We start from the raw sequence: 16146 nt of genomic DNA, 5'->3' as shown, positions 1-16146 counted from the left end.
CCTGGCGGATGATGATCGGGATGAGCAGGGGGGCGAGGCGGCGGAGCAACGAGGCCATGAGGGTCTCCTTCGTGGTGGTCGTGGGCGGTCGACGGTACCCGCCGTCGCCGGGAGCCGTCCGGCCGGGCGCGCTCCGCGGCCAGGGCCGGGCGGTCGCCCCGCCGCGTAGGGTGGCCCGGTCCGGCGACGACGAGCGTCGCCGGCGACAGCAGGGGGACCCATGACCACGACGACTTCGAGGGCGGCGCTGACCGCCCTCACCACCGGGGCCCTCGCGCTCGGCCTGCTGCTCACCGGCTGCACGGCCGGCGGCGACGACTCGGGCGACGCGAGCGGCGGCAGCGGCGCGGGCAGCGGCGGCGGCGACAGCGACGGCGCGGGCGGCTCCGGCGGCTCGGCCCCGGAGGCCGAGGCTCCCGAGAGCGGCACCCTCACCTCCTTCGCCTCGTGCGACGAGGTCGGCACCGCGCTCGGCGGCTCGATCGACGGCCTCGAGCTGCAGGAGGGCGGCAGCACCAGCGCCTCCAGCGTGCAGTGCATCTGGTCGACGCCGGGCGTCGAGCCCCAGGAGGGCTCGGCGATCATCGCCCTCGCGAGCGCGCAGGAGCTCGACGCCGCGGCCATCGACGAGCAGGTCTCGCAGATCACCGCGTCCGAGGGCACCGAGTCCGTCGACGACGGCCTCGCCTCGGCGGTGGGCGGACGGGCGTTCGTGTCGACGATCGACCAGGCCGACGTGCCCACCACGCAGGCGAGCGTCATCACGCCGCACGGCCTCGTCATCGTCGGCTCCACCGCCGCCGGCGAGGGCGACGAGCCGCTCTCGACCGACGACACCCTCGCGCTGACGTACGCCCTGCTCGACTAGCCGGGCAGCCGACGGGACCACGACCCCGCCCGGGCACCGCGCCGCGGCCCGGTCCCCTGGCGAGGTCGTGGTCCCCCCCTGGTGACCGGTGACGAGTGCTCAGCCCCGCGCGAGCGTCGCCGTCAGGTAGTCGGCCAGCACACGCTGCCCCGCGTCGTTCGGGTGCAGCCCGTCGGCCGACAGCAGCGAGCCGAGGTCGGCGACCCCCGACCCGGCCAGGGCGTCGTCGATCGTCACGTGCGCGGAGCCCGTCTGGCGGGCGACCTCCTCGACGGCGCTCCGGTAGTCGGCGGCGGATCCGTTCCACGCCGAGGCGACGCTGAGCGCCGGCGTGAACTCGTCCACGACCAGCACCGACGGGGCGGAGTCGAGGCCCTGCAGCCCCTCGATCAGCGTGGTGTAGCCGGCCGCGAGGTCGTCGGGGCTCGTCGTCACGGCGTCGTTGGCGCCCAGCGTGATCGTCACGAGGTCGGGCTGCGCCGCCCCGGCCGCGGCGAGGAACCCGTCGAGGTCGTCGGTGAACGTCGACACCGTCGCGCCCGAGCGTGCCGAGTCGTACAGGGTGACGCCGCGCCCGCGGTCTCCGTCGAACTGGGCCAGGCCCTGCAGCACCACGCTCGCCGGGGCGTCGTCGGCGACCGAGATCGTGACGACGTGCGGCCCGGCGGCGAGCCCCGTGACCTCGGTCACGCCGACCGTGCCGGAGGCGTCCGAGCCGTCCGAGGCATCCGAGCCGCTCGAGCCGTCCGAGCCGCTCGAGCCGCCTGAGGCTCCCGAGGCCGTGTCGACCACCACCTCCGCCTGCGCGTCGACGCGGTACGAGAACGCCCCCTCGCCCGGCGTCCACCAGAGGTCGAGGTCGGTGCCGACGGTGTCGTACCGGAGGCTGGAGCCCGGGTCGAGCTCGACGGCGCGGTGCCCCAGGTCGGCGACGTCGGCGACCGCCGTGGTGCGGCCGTCACGGGCGGTGGCCCACTGCGCCCAGGGGGAGTCGGGGCCGTACGTCGCGAAGGCGGCCGGGCGGTAGCCGACCCCGCCCGCGACTCCCTCGACCGGGTGCGCCGCCCGCAGCCCGTCCCGCGTGAGGTCGACCCAGCGGGTGCCGAGCGACGAGGCGCCCTGCCCCTCGGTGATCGAGTCGCCCACGGCGAGCCAGCGGGCCGGCTCGACGTCGACGGCGGCCAGGGCCGCGTCCCAGGTCGCCCAGGCGTCGGCCGAGGAGGAGCCGGAGGCGCCTGACGGGCCCGTGGCGCTCGGCGCGGGGGAGCTCGCCGAGCCCGACGTCCCCGCGGCGGGCGCCGTCTCGCCCGTGGTGCACGCCGTCAGCCCGAGGCCGAGCAGCCCCAGGCCCGCGACGACGCCGAGGTGCGAGAGGAGTCGCGGTGCGGCCCTCACGACTCGGTCACCCTGCCGCCCTCGACCCGCCAGTGCCGGTCGAGGCGGACCGTCTCGAGCATCCGGCGGTCGTGGGTGACGAGGAGGAGCGTGCCCTCGTACGTCTCGAGCGCCTGCTCGAGCTGCTCGATGGCCGCGAGGTCGAGGTGGTTGGTGGGCTCGTCGAGCACGAGCACGTTGACGCCGCGGGCCTGCAGCAGGGCGAGGCCCGCGCGGGTGCGCTCGCCGGGCGAGAGCTCGTCGACCGGGCGAGAGACGTGGTCGGCCTTGAGCCCGAACTTCGCGAGCAGCGTGCGGACCTCGGCCTGGGGCCAGTCGGGCACGAGCGCCTCGAACGCCTCGGCGAGCGGCACGGTGCCGGCGAGCTGCGCGCGGGCCTGGTCGATCTCGCCGACGGCGACGCTGGTGCCGGTGCTCGCGCCGCCCTCGGTCGGCGCCTGCCGCCCGAGGAGGCCGCGCAGCAGCGTCGACTTGCCGGCGCCGTTCGGCCCGGTGATGCCGATGCGGTCGCCGCCCGCCACCTGCAGCGACACCGGCCCGAGCACGAACTCGCCCGTCTCGGGGTCGCCCTGGCGGAACACGGCGCCGCTGAGCGTCGACACGACCGCGCTCGACCGCGGCGCGGAGCCGATGGTGAACTCGAGCTGCCACTCCTTGCGGGGCTCGTCGACCTCGTCGAGCCGAGCGATGCGGCTCTCCATCTGGCGCACCTTCTGCGCCTGCTTCTCGCTCGACTCGGCGGACGCCTTGCGACGGATCTTGTCGTTGTCGGGCGCCTTCTTCATCGCGTTGCGGACGCCCTGGCTCGACCACTCGCGCTGGGTGCGTGCCCGGCCGACCAGGTCGGCTTTCTTGTCGGCGAACTCGTCGTAGGCCTCGCGGGCATGACGCCGCGCGGTCTCGCGCTCCTCCAGGTACGAGTCGTAGCCGCCGCCGAAGACCCGGTTCGACGACTGGGCGAGGTCGAGCTCGAGCACCTTCGTGACGCACCGGCCGAGGAACTCGCGGTCGTGGCTGACCAGCACGATGCCGCCGCGCTGCCCCTCGACGAAGCGCTCGAGCCGCTCGAGGCCGTCGAGGTCGAGGTCGTTGGTGGGCTCGTCGAGCAGGGCGACGTCGAAGCGGCTGAGCAGCAGGGCCGCGAGGCCGACGCGGGCCGCCTGGCCGCCGCTCAGCGCGGTCATCAGCGACGCGGGGCCGACCGCGCCGTCGCCGTGGCTGTCGAGCCCGAGGTCGGCGAGCACCTGGGGGAGGCGGTCGTCGAGGTCGGCCGCCCCGCTCGCGAGCCAGCGGTCGAGCGCCGTCGAGTAGACGTCGGCCGGGTCGAGCCCGTCGGCGCGCGGGGCGGCGTCGACCTCGCCGAGGGCCGCGGCGGCGGCGTCCATCTCGGCGGTGGCCTGCGTGCTGCCCGTGCGGCGCCCGATGTACCCGGCGACCGTCTCGCCCGGCACGCGCTCGTGCTCCTGCGGCAGCCAGCCGACGAAGGCGTCGCCCGGGCTGAGGGTGACGCTGCCGGCCTGCGGCTCGTCGACGCCCGCGAGGAGGCGCAGCAGCGTCGACTTGCCGGCCCCGTTCACGCCCACCACGCCGACGACGTCGCCGGGCGCGACCGTGAGGTCGAGGTCGTCGAACAGCGTGCGGTGCCCGTGGCCGCCGGCGAGGCCCTTGGCCACGAGTGATGCGCTCATCCCTCCATCATCCCAGGCCGGAGGGCGAGCCCCGAGGTCGGCGCCGGGTCGGGCGTGCTCCCGGGGACGGGCACGCCCTGGGGAGGGACGAGCCGCGGCCGAGGCGTCGTCGACGCTCGGGCACGCCCCAGCCTCGGCTGGCACGCTGGGCGCATGGCCACCCTCACTCGTCCCCGCCGCGGCAAGATGATCGCGGGCGTCTGCGCCGCCCTCGCGAACCGCTTCGGCCTCAGCCCGTTCCTCGTGCGCGTGATCTTCGTCGCGTCGCTGCTGCTCCCCGGCCCCCAGGTGCTGCTCTACGTCGTCCTCTGGGTTCTCTTCCCCAAGGAGAGCTGAGCCCTCCCGGGGCGACGTCCGGCGGACCGACAGGTCCGTTGCCGGGCTGCTAGCGTCGACGACGCGGCCCCACCCGGCCGCCACACGCCACCTGAGGGGGAGACGACCATGACGTCGACGACGAGCACACGGGCCATCGGAGCGACCGGGGCGGTGCTGCTGAGCGTGCTGCTCGCGGGCTGCTCGGCGGGCTCGTCCAACGAGGCGGCCGGCGGCGACAGCCCCGAGGCGAGCACCTCGACTCCCGCGACGACGCCGGGCGAGGCCTCCTGCGGCCTCGAGGGCGCGGTGACCGGCACCGTCCAGCTGACCGAGACCAGCGACTCCTACGAGGTCGTCTTCACGGGCCTGCCCGTCGACGGCGACACCGAGGAGGCGACCTTCCAGCTCATCCTCGGCAGCGACGACGGCGAGGCGCTGCTGTCGTCCGAGTTCGTGGGCGGCGCCTTCCGCTCCGCCACCGCGGCCGTCGGCGACGACGAGGGCGTCGACGTGCCCGACGCCGCCACGGCCTCCGGCGACGTCGTGACGGCGGTCTACCCCAAGAGCGTGGGCACGCTGGCCGACTTCGAGGCGTCCGACTGGACCCCGGAGATCACCTTCTCGGTCGCCGGCGCCTCGGACTCCGTGCGCTGCGGCGACGGCACCGTCCTGCCCTACGAGCCTCTGGGCTGAGTCGTCAGCCTCCTCGCCGAGGCCCGCCGGCGGCCCTCGGCGAGGAACCCGGCCGCCAGCGTGAGGTGAGCCCAGATGAACCCCGCCAGCACGACGGGGTAGACGATGTCGATGACGAAGCGCTCTGCTCGCGGCAGCTCCTTCGTGTCCTGGCCCCTGCCCCGCAGCCACGCCACCGCGAGGAAGACGGGGAAGACGGGGAGGACGACGAGGCCGAGGACGGGGATCCGGAACGCGCCGCTCGACCGGCTGTAGGCCATCGTCGTGTCGAGGGGGACCTGCGTGGACACGGAGATCGCGACAGCTGCGAGGAACAGGCTCGTCACGAGGATCGCCCTGCTGCCCCACAGGTAGGCGACGCGCCCCTCCTCGAGGTCCTCCTCCGTCGACACCGCGGTCACCGCCGCGGCCTCAGGCCCCTGCCGCGTCGAAGAACAACGCCGCGAACCACAGCTGCCCGCCGAGGGCGAGCAGCATGAAGATCGGGTACCCGACCACGATGAACTGGCGTTCTGCCTCGGGGACCTTGCCGGCATCCGGGCCGCGTGACTTGAACAGCCCGATGACGAAGATCAGCGGCACGAGCAGCAGCGCCAGCACGGGCAGGCCCACGTCGCGACCGTTCCCGCGGTAGGCGATCGTGGTGTCGAGGGGCACCCTCAGCACGACCACCGCGGCGACGACGAGCGAGGCGACGAGGCCCGCGGCCAGGGCACGGCGCACCCACCGGTTCACGACCGTGCCCTTCGCGATCTCGTCGTCCGTCAGGTCCCGCCGGGGCTTGCCCTTGGCTGTCTCGTTGCTCATCGTGGCAAGATACCAATGCCGACGCCGACCTCGTGGATCGAGTCCGCACCCCAGCTGGCGACCTGCCCGGCACCGGCGTTGCCGAAGTGGATGCCCCAGCCGGGGTCGGTGCCCGGGGTGCCCTCCGCCTCCGGCATCTGCCCCAGGACGAAGCCGCTCCCCGCGTTCCAGAGGAGGTCGGCCGGCTGGTAGCCCTCGTTGCTGATGATGGCTTCGGCCCCTCCGCCGAGCAGGCTGCTGGTGGCGCCGACGGCACCGTTCGCCAGGAACCCGGCCGCTCCGGTGAGCTCGCCGGTGAAGCGGCCGCCGTACGCTCCCGTGCCGCCGCTGACGAAGCCGTTGCCGGCGGCCCCGAGAGCCTCGTCCCAGTGCCACTCGTCCGTGGTCGCCGCGTAGGTGCCGAAGTTGCCTGCGGCACCGACGACTCCGTTCGCGACCACCTTCTTGCCGGTCTCCGACATGATCGCCTGTCCGGCTGTGGCGAGGGCACGCTGCCCCGCGCCGCCGACGGCGGTGCCGACGCGGTTCATGCCGTTCGACACGGCCAGGGCCGACCGGGCTGCCTGGCTGCCGGTCGCCCAGGCGCCGGCCGCGGCGCCCGCGCCTCCCATGACCCCGCCGATCAGGGTGTCCACGCCGGCCTTGGCCCAGTCGACCTCGCCGGTCGTGGCCTTCTGCGACGCCACCGAGATGCCGCCCGAGAGGAGGGCTCCCGAGGCCGCCATGAGGGCGATGCCGGCGGGCCCGCCGACGCCGGTGCACATGAGCGCGACGCCGCCGACGATCGCGGCGCCCGCAGCGACGTACTCCCAGTTCTCGTCCCACCACGTGCCCGCGGCGGCGAAGGCGCCCTGGTTCGCGGTCGCGAACGCCTTCATGTCGGCGTCGGTCGCGGGCCGGAGCCCGAGCGGGTCGACGGCGTGCATCGGGTCGTTGCCGGCGTACGAGTACGGGTTGCCCGACCACGCCGCGCCCGTGACGGGTGCGAGCGGGTCGACGGAGAGGAACCCGCGGGCAGACGGGTCGTAGACCCGCGCGCCGAGCCACTCGAGGCCGCCGATCTGCAGCCCGCCCGTGGCGGTCAGCGACGCGCCTCCGGGCAGCTCCAGGCCCGCCAGCCCCGAGGAGGCGTCGGCCGAGCCCCAGGGGTCGCCCGCGTCGGTCGCCCGCACGCCGCGCCAGGCCGGGCCGAGCCAGTCGTCGCCGACCTGAGTCGCGCCTCCCGGCAGGGTGAACACCGACGCGCCTCCGACGGAGACGAGGGCGGGGACGGCGCTGGCGGTGTCCCACCAGGTCTCGACGCCGTCGATCGCGGCGAGCTCGCCCAGCGCATCGACCCAGAGGTCGGTGCGGCGCACGACCGCGCCGTCGGGGTCGCGGTCGACGACCGAGGCCAGCGACCCGAGGTCGGACCAGGCGTACTCGACGTACGAGCCGTCGTCGGCGATCTCCCGCACGCGGCGGCCGAGGCCGTCGTGCACGTAGTCGAGACGGCGCCCGTCGGGCAGCTCGCGCGAGACGAGCTGGCCCGCCGCGTCGTAGGTCGAGCGCGACACGGCACCGTCGGCCGACTCGCTCACGACTCGTCCGGCCGCGTCGTACTCCCAGGTGGTGAGGGCACCTCCGGAGGCGCGGACCGAGCGCAGCTGGCAGGCCGCGTCGTACTCGTACTCATGCTCGACGGCGCCGTCGACGCCCTCGACGCGCCGGATGCGACCGTCGTCGTCGCGCTCGACGAGCGTGCTCCGCACGCCGTCGAGGCGGGTCGTGACGTGCTCGACGAGCTCGCCGTCGTCGTAGCGCCAGGTCTGCGCCACGTCGCCCGCGACCGACCCGACGAGGCGTCCCGAGGCGTCGTGCGACAGGGTCGACTCGACCCCGGCGTGCGACACGGAGACGACCCGGCCGGCGGCGTCGCGGCGGTACTCGGTGCGGGTGCCGTCGGGGTCGACGCGGGCGGCGAGGCGGCCGTCGGCGTCGTGCTCCCACGTGATCGCCTCGGAGCCCCGCGCGCGGCGGACGAGCGCCCCGCGCCGGTCGAAGACCAGCTCGTGCTCGACGTCGACGCCCTCGCCCCGCGAGCGGTCGACCACGCGCAGGGTGCGCGTGGCGGGGTCGAGGTGGAGGGCCGCGGTCTCGCGGCCCTCGACCGTGATCGTGGAGGGGCGGCCGGCGGCGTCGTGGCTCCACCGGGTCTCGCGGCCGTCGGGGTCGCGACGCAGCACGCGTCGGCCCGCGGCGTCCCACCCGGTGGTCGTCGTGCGGCCGAGCGGGTCGGTCGAGCTCACGAGGCGGCCTGCGGCGTCGAACGCGCGGCGGGTGACGCCGCCCAGCGGGTCGGTGACGGAGACCACGCGGCCCCGCTCGTCGTGCTCGTAGCGGGTCACGCCGTCGAGGCCGTCGACGGCCTCGACGAGCTGCCCGACGGCGTCGTAGCGGAAGCGGCGCCGGCCGTGGCGGGTGTCCTGGCTGGAGGTCAGCCGTCCGGCGGCGTCGTAGCCGAGGCGGGCGGTGCCCACGCCGGGCACGTGCCGCGAGACGACGCGCCCGACGGCGTCGTAGGCGATGCGCTCGACCTCGCCGGTGGGCAGGGTGCGGGCCACGACCCGGGAGTCGGCGTCGTGGGTCAGCGTCGTGCGGGCGCCGAGCGGGTCGGTGCTGGCGGCCGGTCGTCCGCACGCGTCGTACTCGTACGAGGTGCGGGCGCCGCCGGGGGAGACGACCGCGACGACGCGGCCGGCCGCGTCGCGCTCGAGGCGCGTCAGGCCGCCCTCGCCGTCGACGAGCTCGACCGGGCGGCCGCAGCGGTCGTAGGTCGTCAGCTCGGCGGAGCCGTCGGCGGAGGTCTGCGAGACCGGGCGCCCGAACTCGTCGAAGCGCAGGGTCGTGGTGCTGAACGCGTCGCGCAGGGTAGCCGCGCCGTCGGCGGTCTCGCGCCGCGCCTCCTGCCTGACCCCCGTCGGGTCGACGACGGCGGTGAGCGCGCCCACGAGGTCGTGCTCGTGGGTCCACTCGCCCCCCGTGGGGTCGGTGACCGTGCGCAGCCGAGACAAGGCGTCGTAGGTGAACGACTGCACGCTGCCGTCGGCGAGGACGACGCGGGCCAGCGCGGCCTGGTCGTCGAACGTGCGCGTGACGACGCGGCCGAGGGCGTCGGTGGTGCTCTCGAGCTCGCCGTTCGCGGCGTAGCTCAGCTCGGTGCGGGCGCCCAGCGGGTCCACGACGGCGGTGCGGCGACCGCCGGGGCCGTTCTCGAAGCGCCAGGTGGCGCCGTCGGGGTCGCGGCGCGAGACGAGCATGCCCGCGGCGTCGTAGCGGAAGGTCGTGCGGGCGCCGCTCGGGCTCACCGCGGCGACGGGCCGCCCGGCCTGGTCGCGCTCGAGGCGCGCGACGTCGCCGAGGGCGTTCTCGGTCTCGACGAGGTCGCCGTGCTCGTCGTAGCGGCAGCGCACCACGACGCCGGTCGGGTCGGTGGCCTGCTGCAGCAGGCCGTCGCGCCAGACCAGCTCGGTGCGCCCGCCCTCGGGGTCGACGATCGTCGAGGGGTCCCGATCGGCGTCGTCGGCGTACTCGTACTGCACGACGGCGCCCGACTCGGTGACGACGGTGGTGACGCGGTCGTGGTCGTCCCAGCCCCAGGTGAGGTCGGCGCCGGCGGGCGTGACGGTGCGCACGCGGCGGCCGCGCTCGTCGTACCCGTGCACGGTCACGCTGCCGTCGCGCTCGATCACCGAGACGAGGTTCCCGTGGGCGTCGTAGCTCATCGACTGGCGCTGGTCGGAGCTGTCGAGCAGGCCCACGAGACGGCCGCGGGCGTCGGAGATCCAGGTGTCGGAGCGCGAGCCGTCGTGGTCGGAGACGACCGTGACGCGGCCGCGCAGGTAGGCGAAGCGCACGGCGCGGCCGTGGGGCGTGAGCTGCTCGACGACGCGTCGGCGGTCGTCGTACGAGTTGACCACCTCGACAACCCCGGAGGCGCTGGTCACCGTCGTGATCAGCCCCGCGTCGTCCCAGCCGTAGCGCCGGGTGCCGGCCTCGGTGGTCGCGGCCACCAGCCGTCCGGCCTCGTCGTACGAGTGCTCGACCCGGCGCCCGTCCGACGAGCGCAGCACGGCGACGCGGCCGTCGACGTACTCGACCTCGACCAAGCGGCCGCGGGCGTGCGTGAGGCGGGCCGGGAGGTCGTCGGAGCCGCGAGCGACCTGCACGGCCGTGCCCGCGCCTCCGGCGGACCCCAGCCAGGTGCCCGAGGGGGTGAAGTCCCAGCGGGCGCCGGCGTTGTCGCGGACGACCAGCATGCTGCCCTCGGAGGCGAGCCACCAGTTCTCGCCGACGGCGCGGTCCCAGCCGTCGCCGAGGCGCGGGAAGACGACCTGACGGCCGTCGCCCATCGTGAAGGTCGCGCCCTCGTCGTCGAGCTCCAGGCGCGTCTCGAGGACGGACGACCAGCCCGGCCCGAAGAGGCCGACGGTGCCGTCGAGGCTGTTGTAGGTGCGGGAGACGCTCAGGGTCGTGCTGGCGCCCGCGAACGGCAGGTCGACCTCGGTCTCGAGGAAGTTGCCGGTGGTGGTGTTGACGGGGTCGACCGAGAAGCCGTTCGTCGGGGCTCCGCCGTAGGCCTGCGGTGGCTCGATGACGAGGTCGTCGCGGCCGAGGTCGATGCCGGCGGCCTGCAGCGAGGCGGCGATCGCGGCGTTCGAGAGGGTCGACACCGACCCTTCGCCGCCGGCCTGCGCGAACTTGTCGGCGACGGTGGTGGCCCAGGCGGCGTCGTTCGCGTTGTCGTCGAGCCAGGCGGAGAGGGCGCGCACGAGCCCGTCGGCGGAGAACTCGCCCCAGTCGCACTGCGTCGAGAAGGTGTCGAGGGCGGACGACAGGGTGCCGGGGCGCGACGAGAGCTCGCCGTCGAGCGTCGTCGTCGAGGAGGCGAACGACCGCAGGTTCGCCGGCAGGGCCGACGACGTCGGGCCGGACGCGCCCCCGCCCGTGGGCACCTCGCGGGGCGGCGGCGTGTAGCTCGCCCGGAGGACGAGCTGGTCCTCCTTCTTCGTGGTCGGGGCCTTCTCGCCGCCGGTGAAGGCGTCGACGACGTGGTCGACCACGTTGCGCTCGCCCTGGCGCTGCGTGTAGTCGCGCGCCTCCTTGCGGCGGGCGTTCTCTCGCTTCGCCGACTCCATGATCTGGTCGACGAAGTCGGCAGCTTCGCGGAGCTTGTCGACCAGGCCCTCGGCGCCCCTCGCCGCCGTGGTCGCGTTCTCGGCGAAGAGGTCGGCGAAGAGCCCGCGGAACTCCTGCTTGCCGGTCTCGACGGCGGAGGCGCGCGAGGCGGTCTGCCCCTCGACGTCGGACGCCGCGTTCGTGAACGCCGACTTCAGGTTGTCGGCCGCCCAGAAGCTGAACTTCAGCGGTTCGTTGCCGTACGGATCGGTCATGTGCTCTTCTCCCCCGAGTGCAGATGGATCAATCGACCGTCGCGCCCGCGGACGGCGGGCGCGACGGCAGGAGGTCCCGGCCGCTCCCCCTCGGGGGAGCAGCCGGGACCTCGGGTGGTGCTACGCGCCGCCGCCGGCGGTGAAGATGTCCTGCGAGATCTTGTCGAGCTGGGTGCGGAGCTGCTCGAGCTCGGTCTTGGCCTTGTCGAGGGCGGCCTTGGTCTCGGGCCAGGTCGAGCCGCGGAAGGTGGCGGCGAGGGGGCCGTCCCAGACGTTGGCGTCGGAGAGGATGCGGCCCTGGGCGTCGAGCTGGGTGATCTGGTCGGTGAAGCCGCCGTTGACGATCGACTGCAGCTGCTGGATGGCCGTCTTGGCCTGCTCGGTGGAGAGAACGCGAGACATGGTGATGTACCCCTTCATCGTGGTGTGGCCCTGCGCGAGACGCGCCCCCGGGGCCGGAACGAGACGAGACTACCTCGTCTCGTCGAGGATGCACCCTCGTGCACCGATCCGTCGGTCCCCCTTCGGGGGGCGTGCGACCGATCTGTCGGTGCACCGCCTCCGGCTACTCTGGGCGGAGGAACGTCATCACGAGGGGACTGGTCGTCATGACCTGGGGATCGAACGACGGGGGCGTCGCCGTGCGCTCCGACGCGGAGACGAGCACGACGCGGGGCACCGGCTCCGCCCGACGAGGGAGGGCGCTCCGCCGCGCCCGGGGACTGTCGGCGGTCGCCGTGGTCGGCGTGGTCGCGGTGGTCGCGACGGGCTGCACGGGAGGCGCGCCCGAGGTGACCGACCCCACCCGCGTCCTGCAGTCGGTCGCCACCACCCTGTCGAGCGACGGGTCGATCACGGCCGTCGACAGCACGACGGTCTCCGTCGACGACACCACCGGCACGACCTCGACGAGCAGCACCGAGCACGTGCCCGCCGACGTCGCCGACGACCTGCCGATCCGCGTGAGCACGTCGTACCGTGCCGGCGACCGGTCGGGCACCGACCTCGCCGACCTCGACGGCTTCGACGGGCGGGTCGAGATCGACCTGGCCGTCGAGAACCTCACGGTGGCGCCGCAGGAGCTCACCTACGACGTCGCCGGCTCGTCGCGCACCGACCCCGCGCTGGTCGGCGCCCCCCTCAGCCTCGCGGCCTCGACGGTGCTCGAGGGCGTCTCGCCGAGCTCGGTCGTCACCGACGTTTCCGGCGCCGCCGGGGCGACCGACGGCATCGTCAGCACGAACGACGGCGGCGACGCCGTCGTCCAGTGGGGCGCGCTGCTCGCCCCGCCCCGCTCGGGCGCCAGCACGACCCTGCACCTCGTCGCCGACGTCGCGGACTTCCGATCGCCGACCTTCGACCTCGCCGCACAGGCGGGGCTCTCCACGGACCTCTCCGTCGACGGCGTGCTGGCCTCGGCCTTCGACGACAGCTCGACCAGCGAGCTCGCGCTGCAGGAGCGCACCATCGCCCTCGTCTCCGACGTCGACCTCGTGCTGAGCCGCGCGGGCGAGACGATCACCGAGGTGCGCACCAACCTCGAGAGCACCTCCGACACCCTCGGCGTCCGCACGGCGGAGCAGCTCCGCGACAGCAGCGCCTCCCTCGCGAGCACCATGCAGGGCCTGAGCGGGCAGCTGACCGCTCTCGAGAGCGACCTCGGCGCGACGGTCACCGCCACGCAGTCGACGGTCCTCTCCCAGCTGCAGACGACGGTCACGAGCGTCGACACGCTGCTCGGCGACACGACGGCGACCGCGCCGGCCGTGACGCTCGACGGCGAGGGCTGCGCCGCGGTCGTCCCCGCCCCCGAGCAGGCCGGCAGCGTCTACGGCAGCCTCCTGCAGATGGCGACGCAGCTCGACGCCTACGCCCAGGCCAGCGCGCTCTGCCGCGACGAGGTCTCGGTGTCGCTCGCATCGACGGTCGGCCCGGCCGAGCCCACGGCCGAGATATGCGCGACGCAGCAGTCGCTCACCTGCTCGCTCTACGGCTCCTCGCTGCTCGTCACCCTCGCACTCGTCGGCCTCGTGGGCCAGGGCGATGAGCTCGCCGAGTCGCTCCAGCCCGAGCTCGCCGACGCCGCCCTCGACCGTCACGCCGACGTCACGGCGGACCTCGTGGACCTCTCCGCGCAGATCGAGGCCCTCGCCGTCGACCCGTCCGACTCGGCCGTGGCCACGGCCCTGACCGCCCTCGACGCCACCGTGACGTCGGTGCGCACCAGCACCCGCACGCTGCGCGACCAGGTCGACGGCCTCCACGACCGCGCCGAGAGCGCCCGCCGCGAGATCGGCGACGAGCAGCAGATCGGGTCGATGCGCGCCCAGGCGGAGAAGGTCGCCGCCGAGCTCTGCGACGTCGTCCAGGACGACGGCGGGGGCCCCGGCATCAGCCGCGACGAGGTGGAGCGCCTCCGCTCCTACCTGGTCGCCGAGGGCTGCGCCGACGACGGGGGCACGGAGGTCGAGCCGGGGCAGCCCGCGCCGACGCCGGCCCAGCTCGATGCACCCTTCCCGTACCGCGCCTCCCTCGCCGAGCGCCTCGACGACCAGCTGGCAGCCTGGGACGACGTGGTCGCGACCACCGACGTCGACGACGACACGCAGGGCCTCGGCCTCGTGCTCGCCGACCTCGACGAGCAGGGCGACGACCTGGCCGCCGCGGCGGCCGACGTCCGTCGCGCGGTCGCCGCGGGCGACGGCTCGGTCGACGGCGCCGTCGAGCAGCTCCGCGAGGCCGCTGCCGTCACCACTGCCGACACGGCCGACCTGGGCGTCCGCCTGGAGCGCGTCCGCACCCAGCAGCAGGGCCTCGCCGACCAGGTCGAGGAGGCGTTCGCCGACACCTCGGAGGACGTCGCCGAGCAGGTCCAGGCCCTCGTCGGCCAGCAGGTGCGCGTCGTCGCCGAGCAGGGCGCCGTCAGCCAGGCCTCGGTCGTCGACGCCTTCACCCGCTCGATCGCCGGCCTCACCTCCACGTCGGACGTGGTCGTCGGCGACGCCCGAGAGACCATCGAGGAGCAGCGCGGCACGATCGACGAGCAGACGGCGGCCCTCACCACGGCCGTCGACGCCCAGACGGCCTCGACCCTCGAGCGCATCGCCCAGAGCACGGCCTCCTCGACGCGCGACGTCGACGGTGCGCGCACGCTGCTCACGGCCGACCTCGCCGCGGTCATGCTCGACCTCGGCGACCGCCAGGTGAACGGCTCCGGCATCCTCGGGGCCATGGCCACGAGTGCCGCGAAGTCGGACACTGCCGACTACCAGCTGGCCCTCGCCTCGAAGAGCGCGTCGGGCTACGCCAACATCCGCGCGGAGGACGTCGCGGGCATCATGCGCGAGCAGGCGCAGTTCACGGCGTCGGTCGACGCCGCGGCCACGCTGCCGGCGTTCCACCTCGACGTGCCGGCCGGCGCGACCTCGACCACGTTGTGGTCCTTCCGGATCGGAGCCGACCAGTGAGCCACGCCAGCCCGTCCGACGCCTCCTCCCGCAGCACGGCCGCGGCCGAGCCGGCCGAGCAGACCGGCGTCGACGAGACGCGTCCGCGGCGCCCCCGTCGCCGCCTCCTGCTCGCGGCGGGAGCCGTGGTGGTCGTCGCGGCCGTCGTCGTCGCGGTCGTCGTGGCCGTGCGCGGCGACCAGCGTGCGGTCGCGGACCCGGTGCCGGCCTCCGTGCCCGTGGCGGTCCGCGCCTCCGACGTGCCCGACGGCACGACCGTCGGCGTCGTGATCACGCTGGGGCAGGGCGAGGGCTCTGCGTGGGCCGCAGCCGCCCAGGGCGGCCTCGTCGCCGAGCGCCGTCTCGAGCTCGGCGGCAGCGACGTGTCGCTCTCCGTGCAGGACGACGGCGGCAGCGCCGAGGGCGCCCGCGCGGCCGTCGAGGTGCTCGTCGCCGACGGCGTCGCCGGCATCGTCGTCGCCAGCTCGGGCAGCCACGTCTCCGGCGCGGTCGACGCCGCCCGCGAGGCCGGCGTGCCCGTCGTGCTGCCCTACGCGGAGGTGCCCGGCGGCTCCGGCGAGGGAGCCTGGTCGACCGCGCCCGACGCCGCCGTCACGGGCGCCGCCCTCCAGGCCGCGCTCGGCGGGTCGACGCACACGCTGCTCGTCGACCTCGGCGGCGGCAGCCCGGCCGGCGTCGCCGTGGCCGACATCCTGGTCGCCTCGGCCGTCGGCGACGACACCGCGGTCGCCGACGAGGTCGCCCGGCTCGCCGGCGCGGCACCGTCGACCGACGTCGACCCCGACGCACCCGCGGAGGCGGCGCCCCCCGGCGTCGCCGTCCCCGCCACCGCCGTGCTGCTGAGCGGCTCGGCCACGCGCCAGGCCGCCCTCGTGGCAGCCCTCCAGTCCGCCGACCTGCCCGTGCCGGTCGTGCTGACGCCCGAGGCGACGAGCCCGGCGTTCACCGCGGCGCTGAGCGAGCGCGGCGGCAGCCTGGCCGGCGACCTCACGACCGTGGGCGTGCAGACCGACGACGCCGTGGCCCTCCGCTCCGACGCCGCCGGCCGCACGATGTCGGCCTTCCTGGCCGGCGTGCGCGTGCTCGCCCGGGACGGAGACGCCGTCAACCTCACGGGCGACCAGCCCTTCTCGGCCGTGGCCTCGCAGGCCGACTCGCGCAGCCACGACGCCGTCCTGGCGCTCGTCCGTGCCGTCTCGGCGGCCGGCAGCTCCGACCCGGCCGAGGTCTCCGCGGCCCTCGGCTCGCTCTCGCTCGTCGCCTCCGACGGCATCGCCGGGCCGGCGCTCGACTTCGGCGCCGACGAGCCCGACACCGGCGAGGTCGAGGTGCTGCACGCCTCCTCGCAGGCCCTCGGACTCCGCCCGGCCGCCGACGCCGGGGTGGCCCGCCTGGTCTGGTTCGCCGGGCCGACGACCGACTAGCACCGCCCGGGCGGCGTCGTGGTCCACGCCGCCGCCCCCGCACCGACGACGAGG

At 75.2% G+C, this 16146-nt stretch carries 11 protein-coding genes; 5 read left to right on the top strand and 6 right to left on the bottom strand.

The features are described from left to right. Positions 1-220 precede the first annotated feature (220 nt). Positions 221-868 carry a hypothetical protein gene (locus F1C15_RS06760; RefSeq protein ID WP_185233744.1) on the top strand — a complete coding sequence of 216 codons (648 nt, stop codon included), beginning with the start codon at positions 221-223 and terminating at the stop codon, positions 866-868. 99 nt (positions 869-967) lie between these two features. On the opposite strand, the gene F1C15_RS06755 is transcribed toward F1C15_RS06760, so the two are convergent. Both F1C15_RS06755 and F1C15_RS06750 read right to left on the bottom strand, forming a co-directional pair. Beyond that, the gene (locus F1C15_RS06755; protein WP_185233742.1) at positions 968-2263 is read right to left on the bottom strand and encodes an SGNH/GDSL hydrolase family protein; all 1296 of its coding nucleotides are present in this window, start codon (positions 2261-2263) and stop codon (positions 968-970) included. After that, positions 2260-3951 (bottom strand): ABC-F family ATP-binding cassette domain-containing protein, encoded by a 1692-nt coding sequence (locus F1C15_RS06750; RefSeq protein ID WP_185233740.1) that lies wholly within the window; start codon positions 3949-3951, stop codon positions 2260-2262. Before F1C15_RS06750 ends, F1C15_RS06755 begins: the two co-directional genes overlap by 4 nt. Before the next feature lie 153 nt (positions 3952-4104). Between F1C15_RS06750 and F1C15_RS06745 the strand changes: the two genes are divergently transcribed. Together F1C15_RS06745 and F1C15_RS06740 are read left to right on the top strand one after the other, a co-directional pair. Beyond that, positions 4105-4287 carry a PspC domain-containing protein gene (locus F1C15_RS06745; protein ID WP_056059034.1) on the top strand — a complete coding sequence of 61 codons (183 nt, stop codon included), beginning with the start codon at positions 4105-4107 and terminating at the stop codon, positions 4285-4287. Between the two features lie 108 nt (positions 4288-4395). After that, positions 4396-4962, top strand: a complete 567-nt coding sequence (locus tag F1C15_RS06740; RefSeq protein ID WP_185233738.1) for a hypothetical protein — start codon at positions 4396-4398, stop codon at positions 4960-4962. Here F1C15_RS06740 and F1C15_RS06735 read toward each other — a convergent pair. The 4 genes from F1C15_RS06735 to F1C15_RS06720 form a co-directional block, all read right to left on the bottom strand. Continuing rightward, positions 4944-5363, bottom strand: coding sequence for a hypothetical protein (locus tag F1C15_RS06735; RefSeq protein WP_185233736.1), 420 nt, complete (start codon positions 5361-5363; stop codon positions 4944-4946). The two genes, F1C15_RS06740 and F1C15_RS06735, sit on opposite strands and share 19 nt — an antisense overlap. Before the next feature lie 10 nt (positions 5364-5373). Beyond that, a complete protein-coding gene (locus tag F1C15_RS06730) occupies positions 5374-5769 on the bottom strand; it encodes a hypothetical protein (RefSeq protein WP_185233734.1) in 396 nt (131 codons plus the stop codon). After that, positions 5766-11201: a DUF6531 domain-containing protein gene (locus F1C15_RS06725; protein WP_185233732.1), complete on the bottom strand. Its 5436-nt coding sequence runs from the start codon at positions 11199-11201 to the stop codon at positions 5766-5768. The genes F1C15_RS06730 and F1C15_RS06725 overlap by 4 nt, the downstream gene beginning before the upstream one ends. 120 nt (positions 11202-11321) lie before the next feature. Further along, a complete protein-coding gene (locus tag F1C15_RS06720; protein WP_056057119.1) occupies positions 11322-11603 on the bottom strand; it encodes a hypothetical protein in 282 nt (93 codons plus the stop codon). 206 nt (positions 11604-11809) lie between these two features. Between F1C15_RS06720 and F1C15_RS06715 the strand changes: the two genes are divergently transcribed. Then, a complete protein-coding gene (locus tag F1C15_RS06715; RefSeq protein ID WP_185233730.1) occupies positions 11810-14668 on the top strand; it encodes a hypothetical protein in 2859 nt (952 codons plus the stop codon). Continuing rightward, positions 14665-16092: an ABC transporter substrate-binding protein gene (locus F1C15_RS06710; RefSeq protein ID WP_185233728.1), complete on the top strand. Its 1428-nt coding sequence runs from the start codon at positions 14665-14667 to the stop codon at positions 16090-16092. Before F1C15_RS06715 ends, F1C15_RS06710 begins: the two co-directional genes overlap by 4 nt. Positions 16093-16146: the final 54 nt, after the last annotated feature.

This window comes from Frigoribacterium sp. NBH87, from assembly GCF_014217665.1.
GTDB classification, from domain to species: domain Bacteria; phylum Actinomycetota; class Actinomycetes; order Actinomycetales; family Microbacteriaceae; genus Frigoribacterium; species Frigoribacterium endophyticum.
This window is presented reverse-complemented; position numbering and strand designations above follow the sequence as displayed.

Bases quoted from the DNA above. Each gene is read 5' to 3' on its own strand.
- F1C15_RS06745 (WP_056059034.1), top strand. From the start codon at position 4,105: ATGGCCACCCTCACTCGTCCCCGCCGCGGCAAGATGATCGCGGGCGTC.
- F1C15_RS06730 (WP_185233734.1), bottom strand. From the start codon at position 5,769: ATGAGCAACGAGACAGCCAAGGGCAAGCCCCGGCGGGACCTGACGGAC.
- F1C15_RS06760 (WP_185233744.1), top strand. From the start codon at position 221: ATGACCACGACGACTTCGAGGGCGGCGCTGACCGCCCTCACCACCGGG.
- F1C15_RS06715 (WP_185233730.1), top strand. From the start codon at position 11,810: ATGACCTGGGGATCGAACGACGGGGGCGTCGCCGTGCGCTCCGACGCG.
- F1C15_RS06720 (WP_056057119.1), bottom strand. From the start codon at position 11,603: ATGTCTCGCGTTCTCTCCACCGAGCAGGCCAAGACGGCCATCCAGCAG.
- F1C15_RS06725 (WP_185233732.1), bottom strand. From the start codon at position 11,201: ATGACCGATCCGTACGGCAACGAACCGCTGAAGTTCAGCTTCTGGGCG.
- F1C15_RS06740 (WP_185233738.1), top strand. From the start codon at position 4,396: ATGACGTCGACGACGAGCACACGGGCCATCGGAGCGACCGGGGCGGTG.
- F1C15_RS06750 (WP_185233740.1), bottom strand. From the start codon at position 3,951: ATGAGCGCATCACTCGTGGCCAAGGGCCTCGCCGGCGGCCACGGGCAC.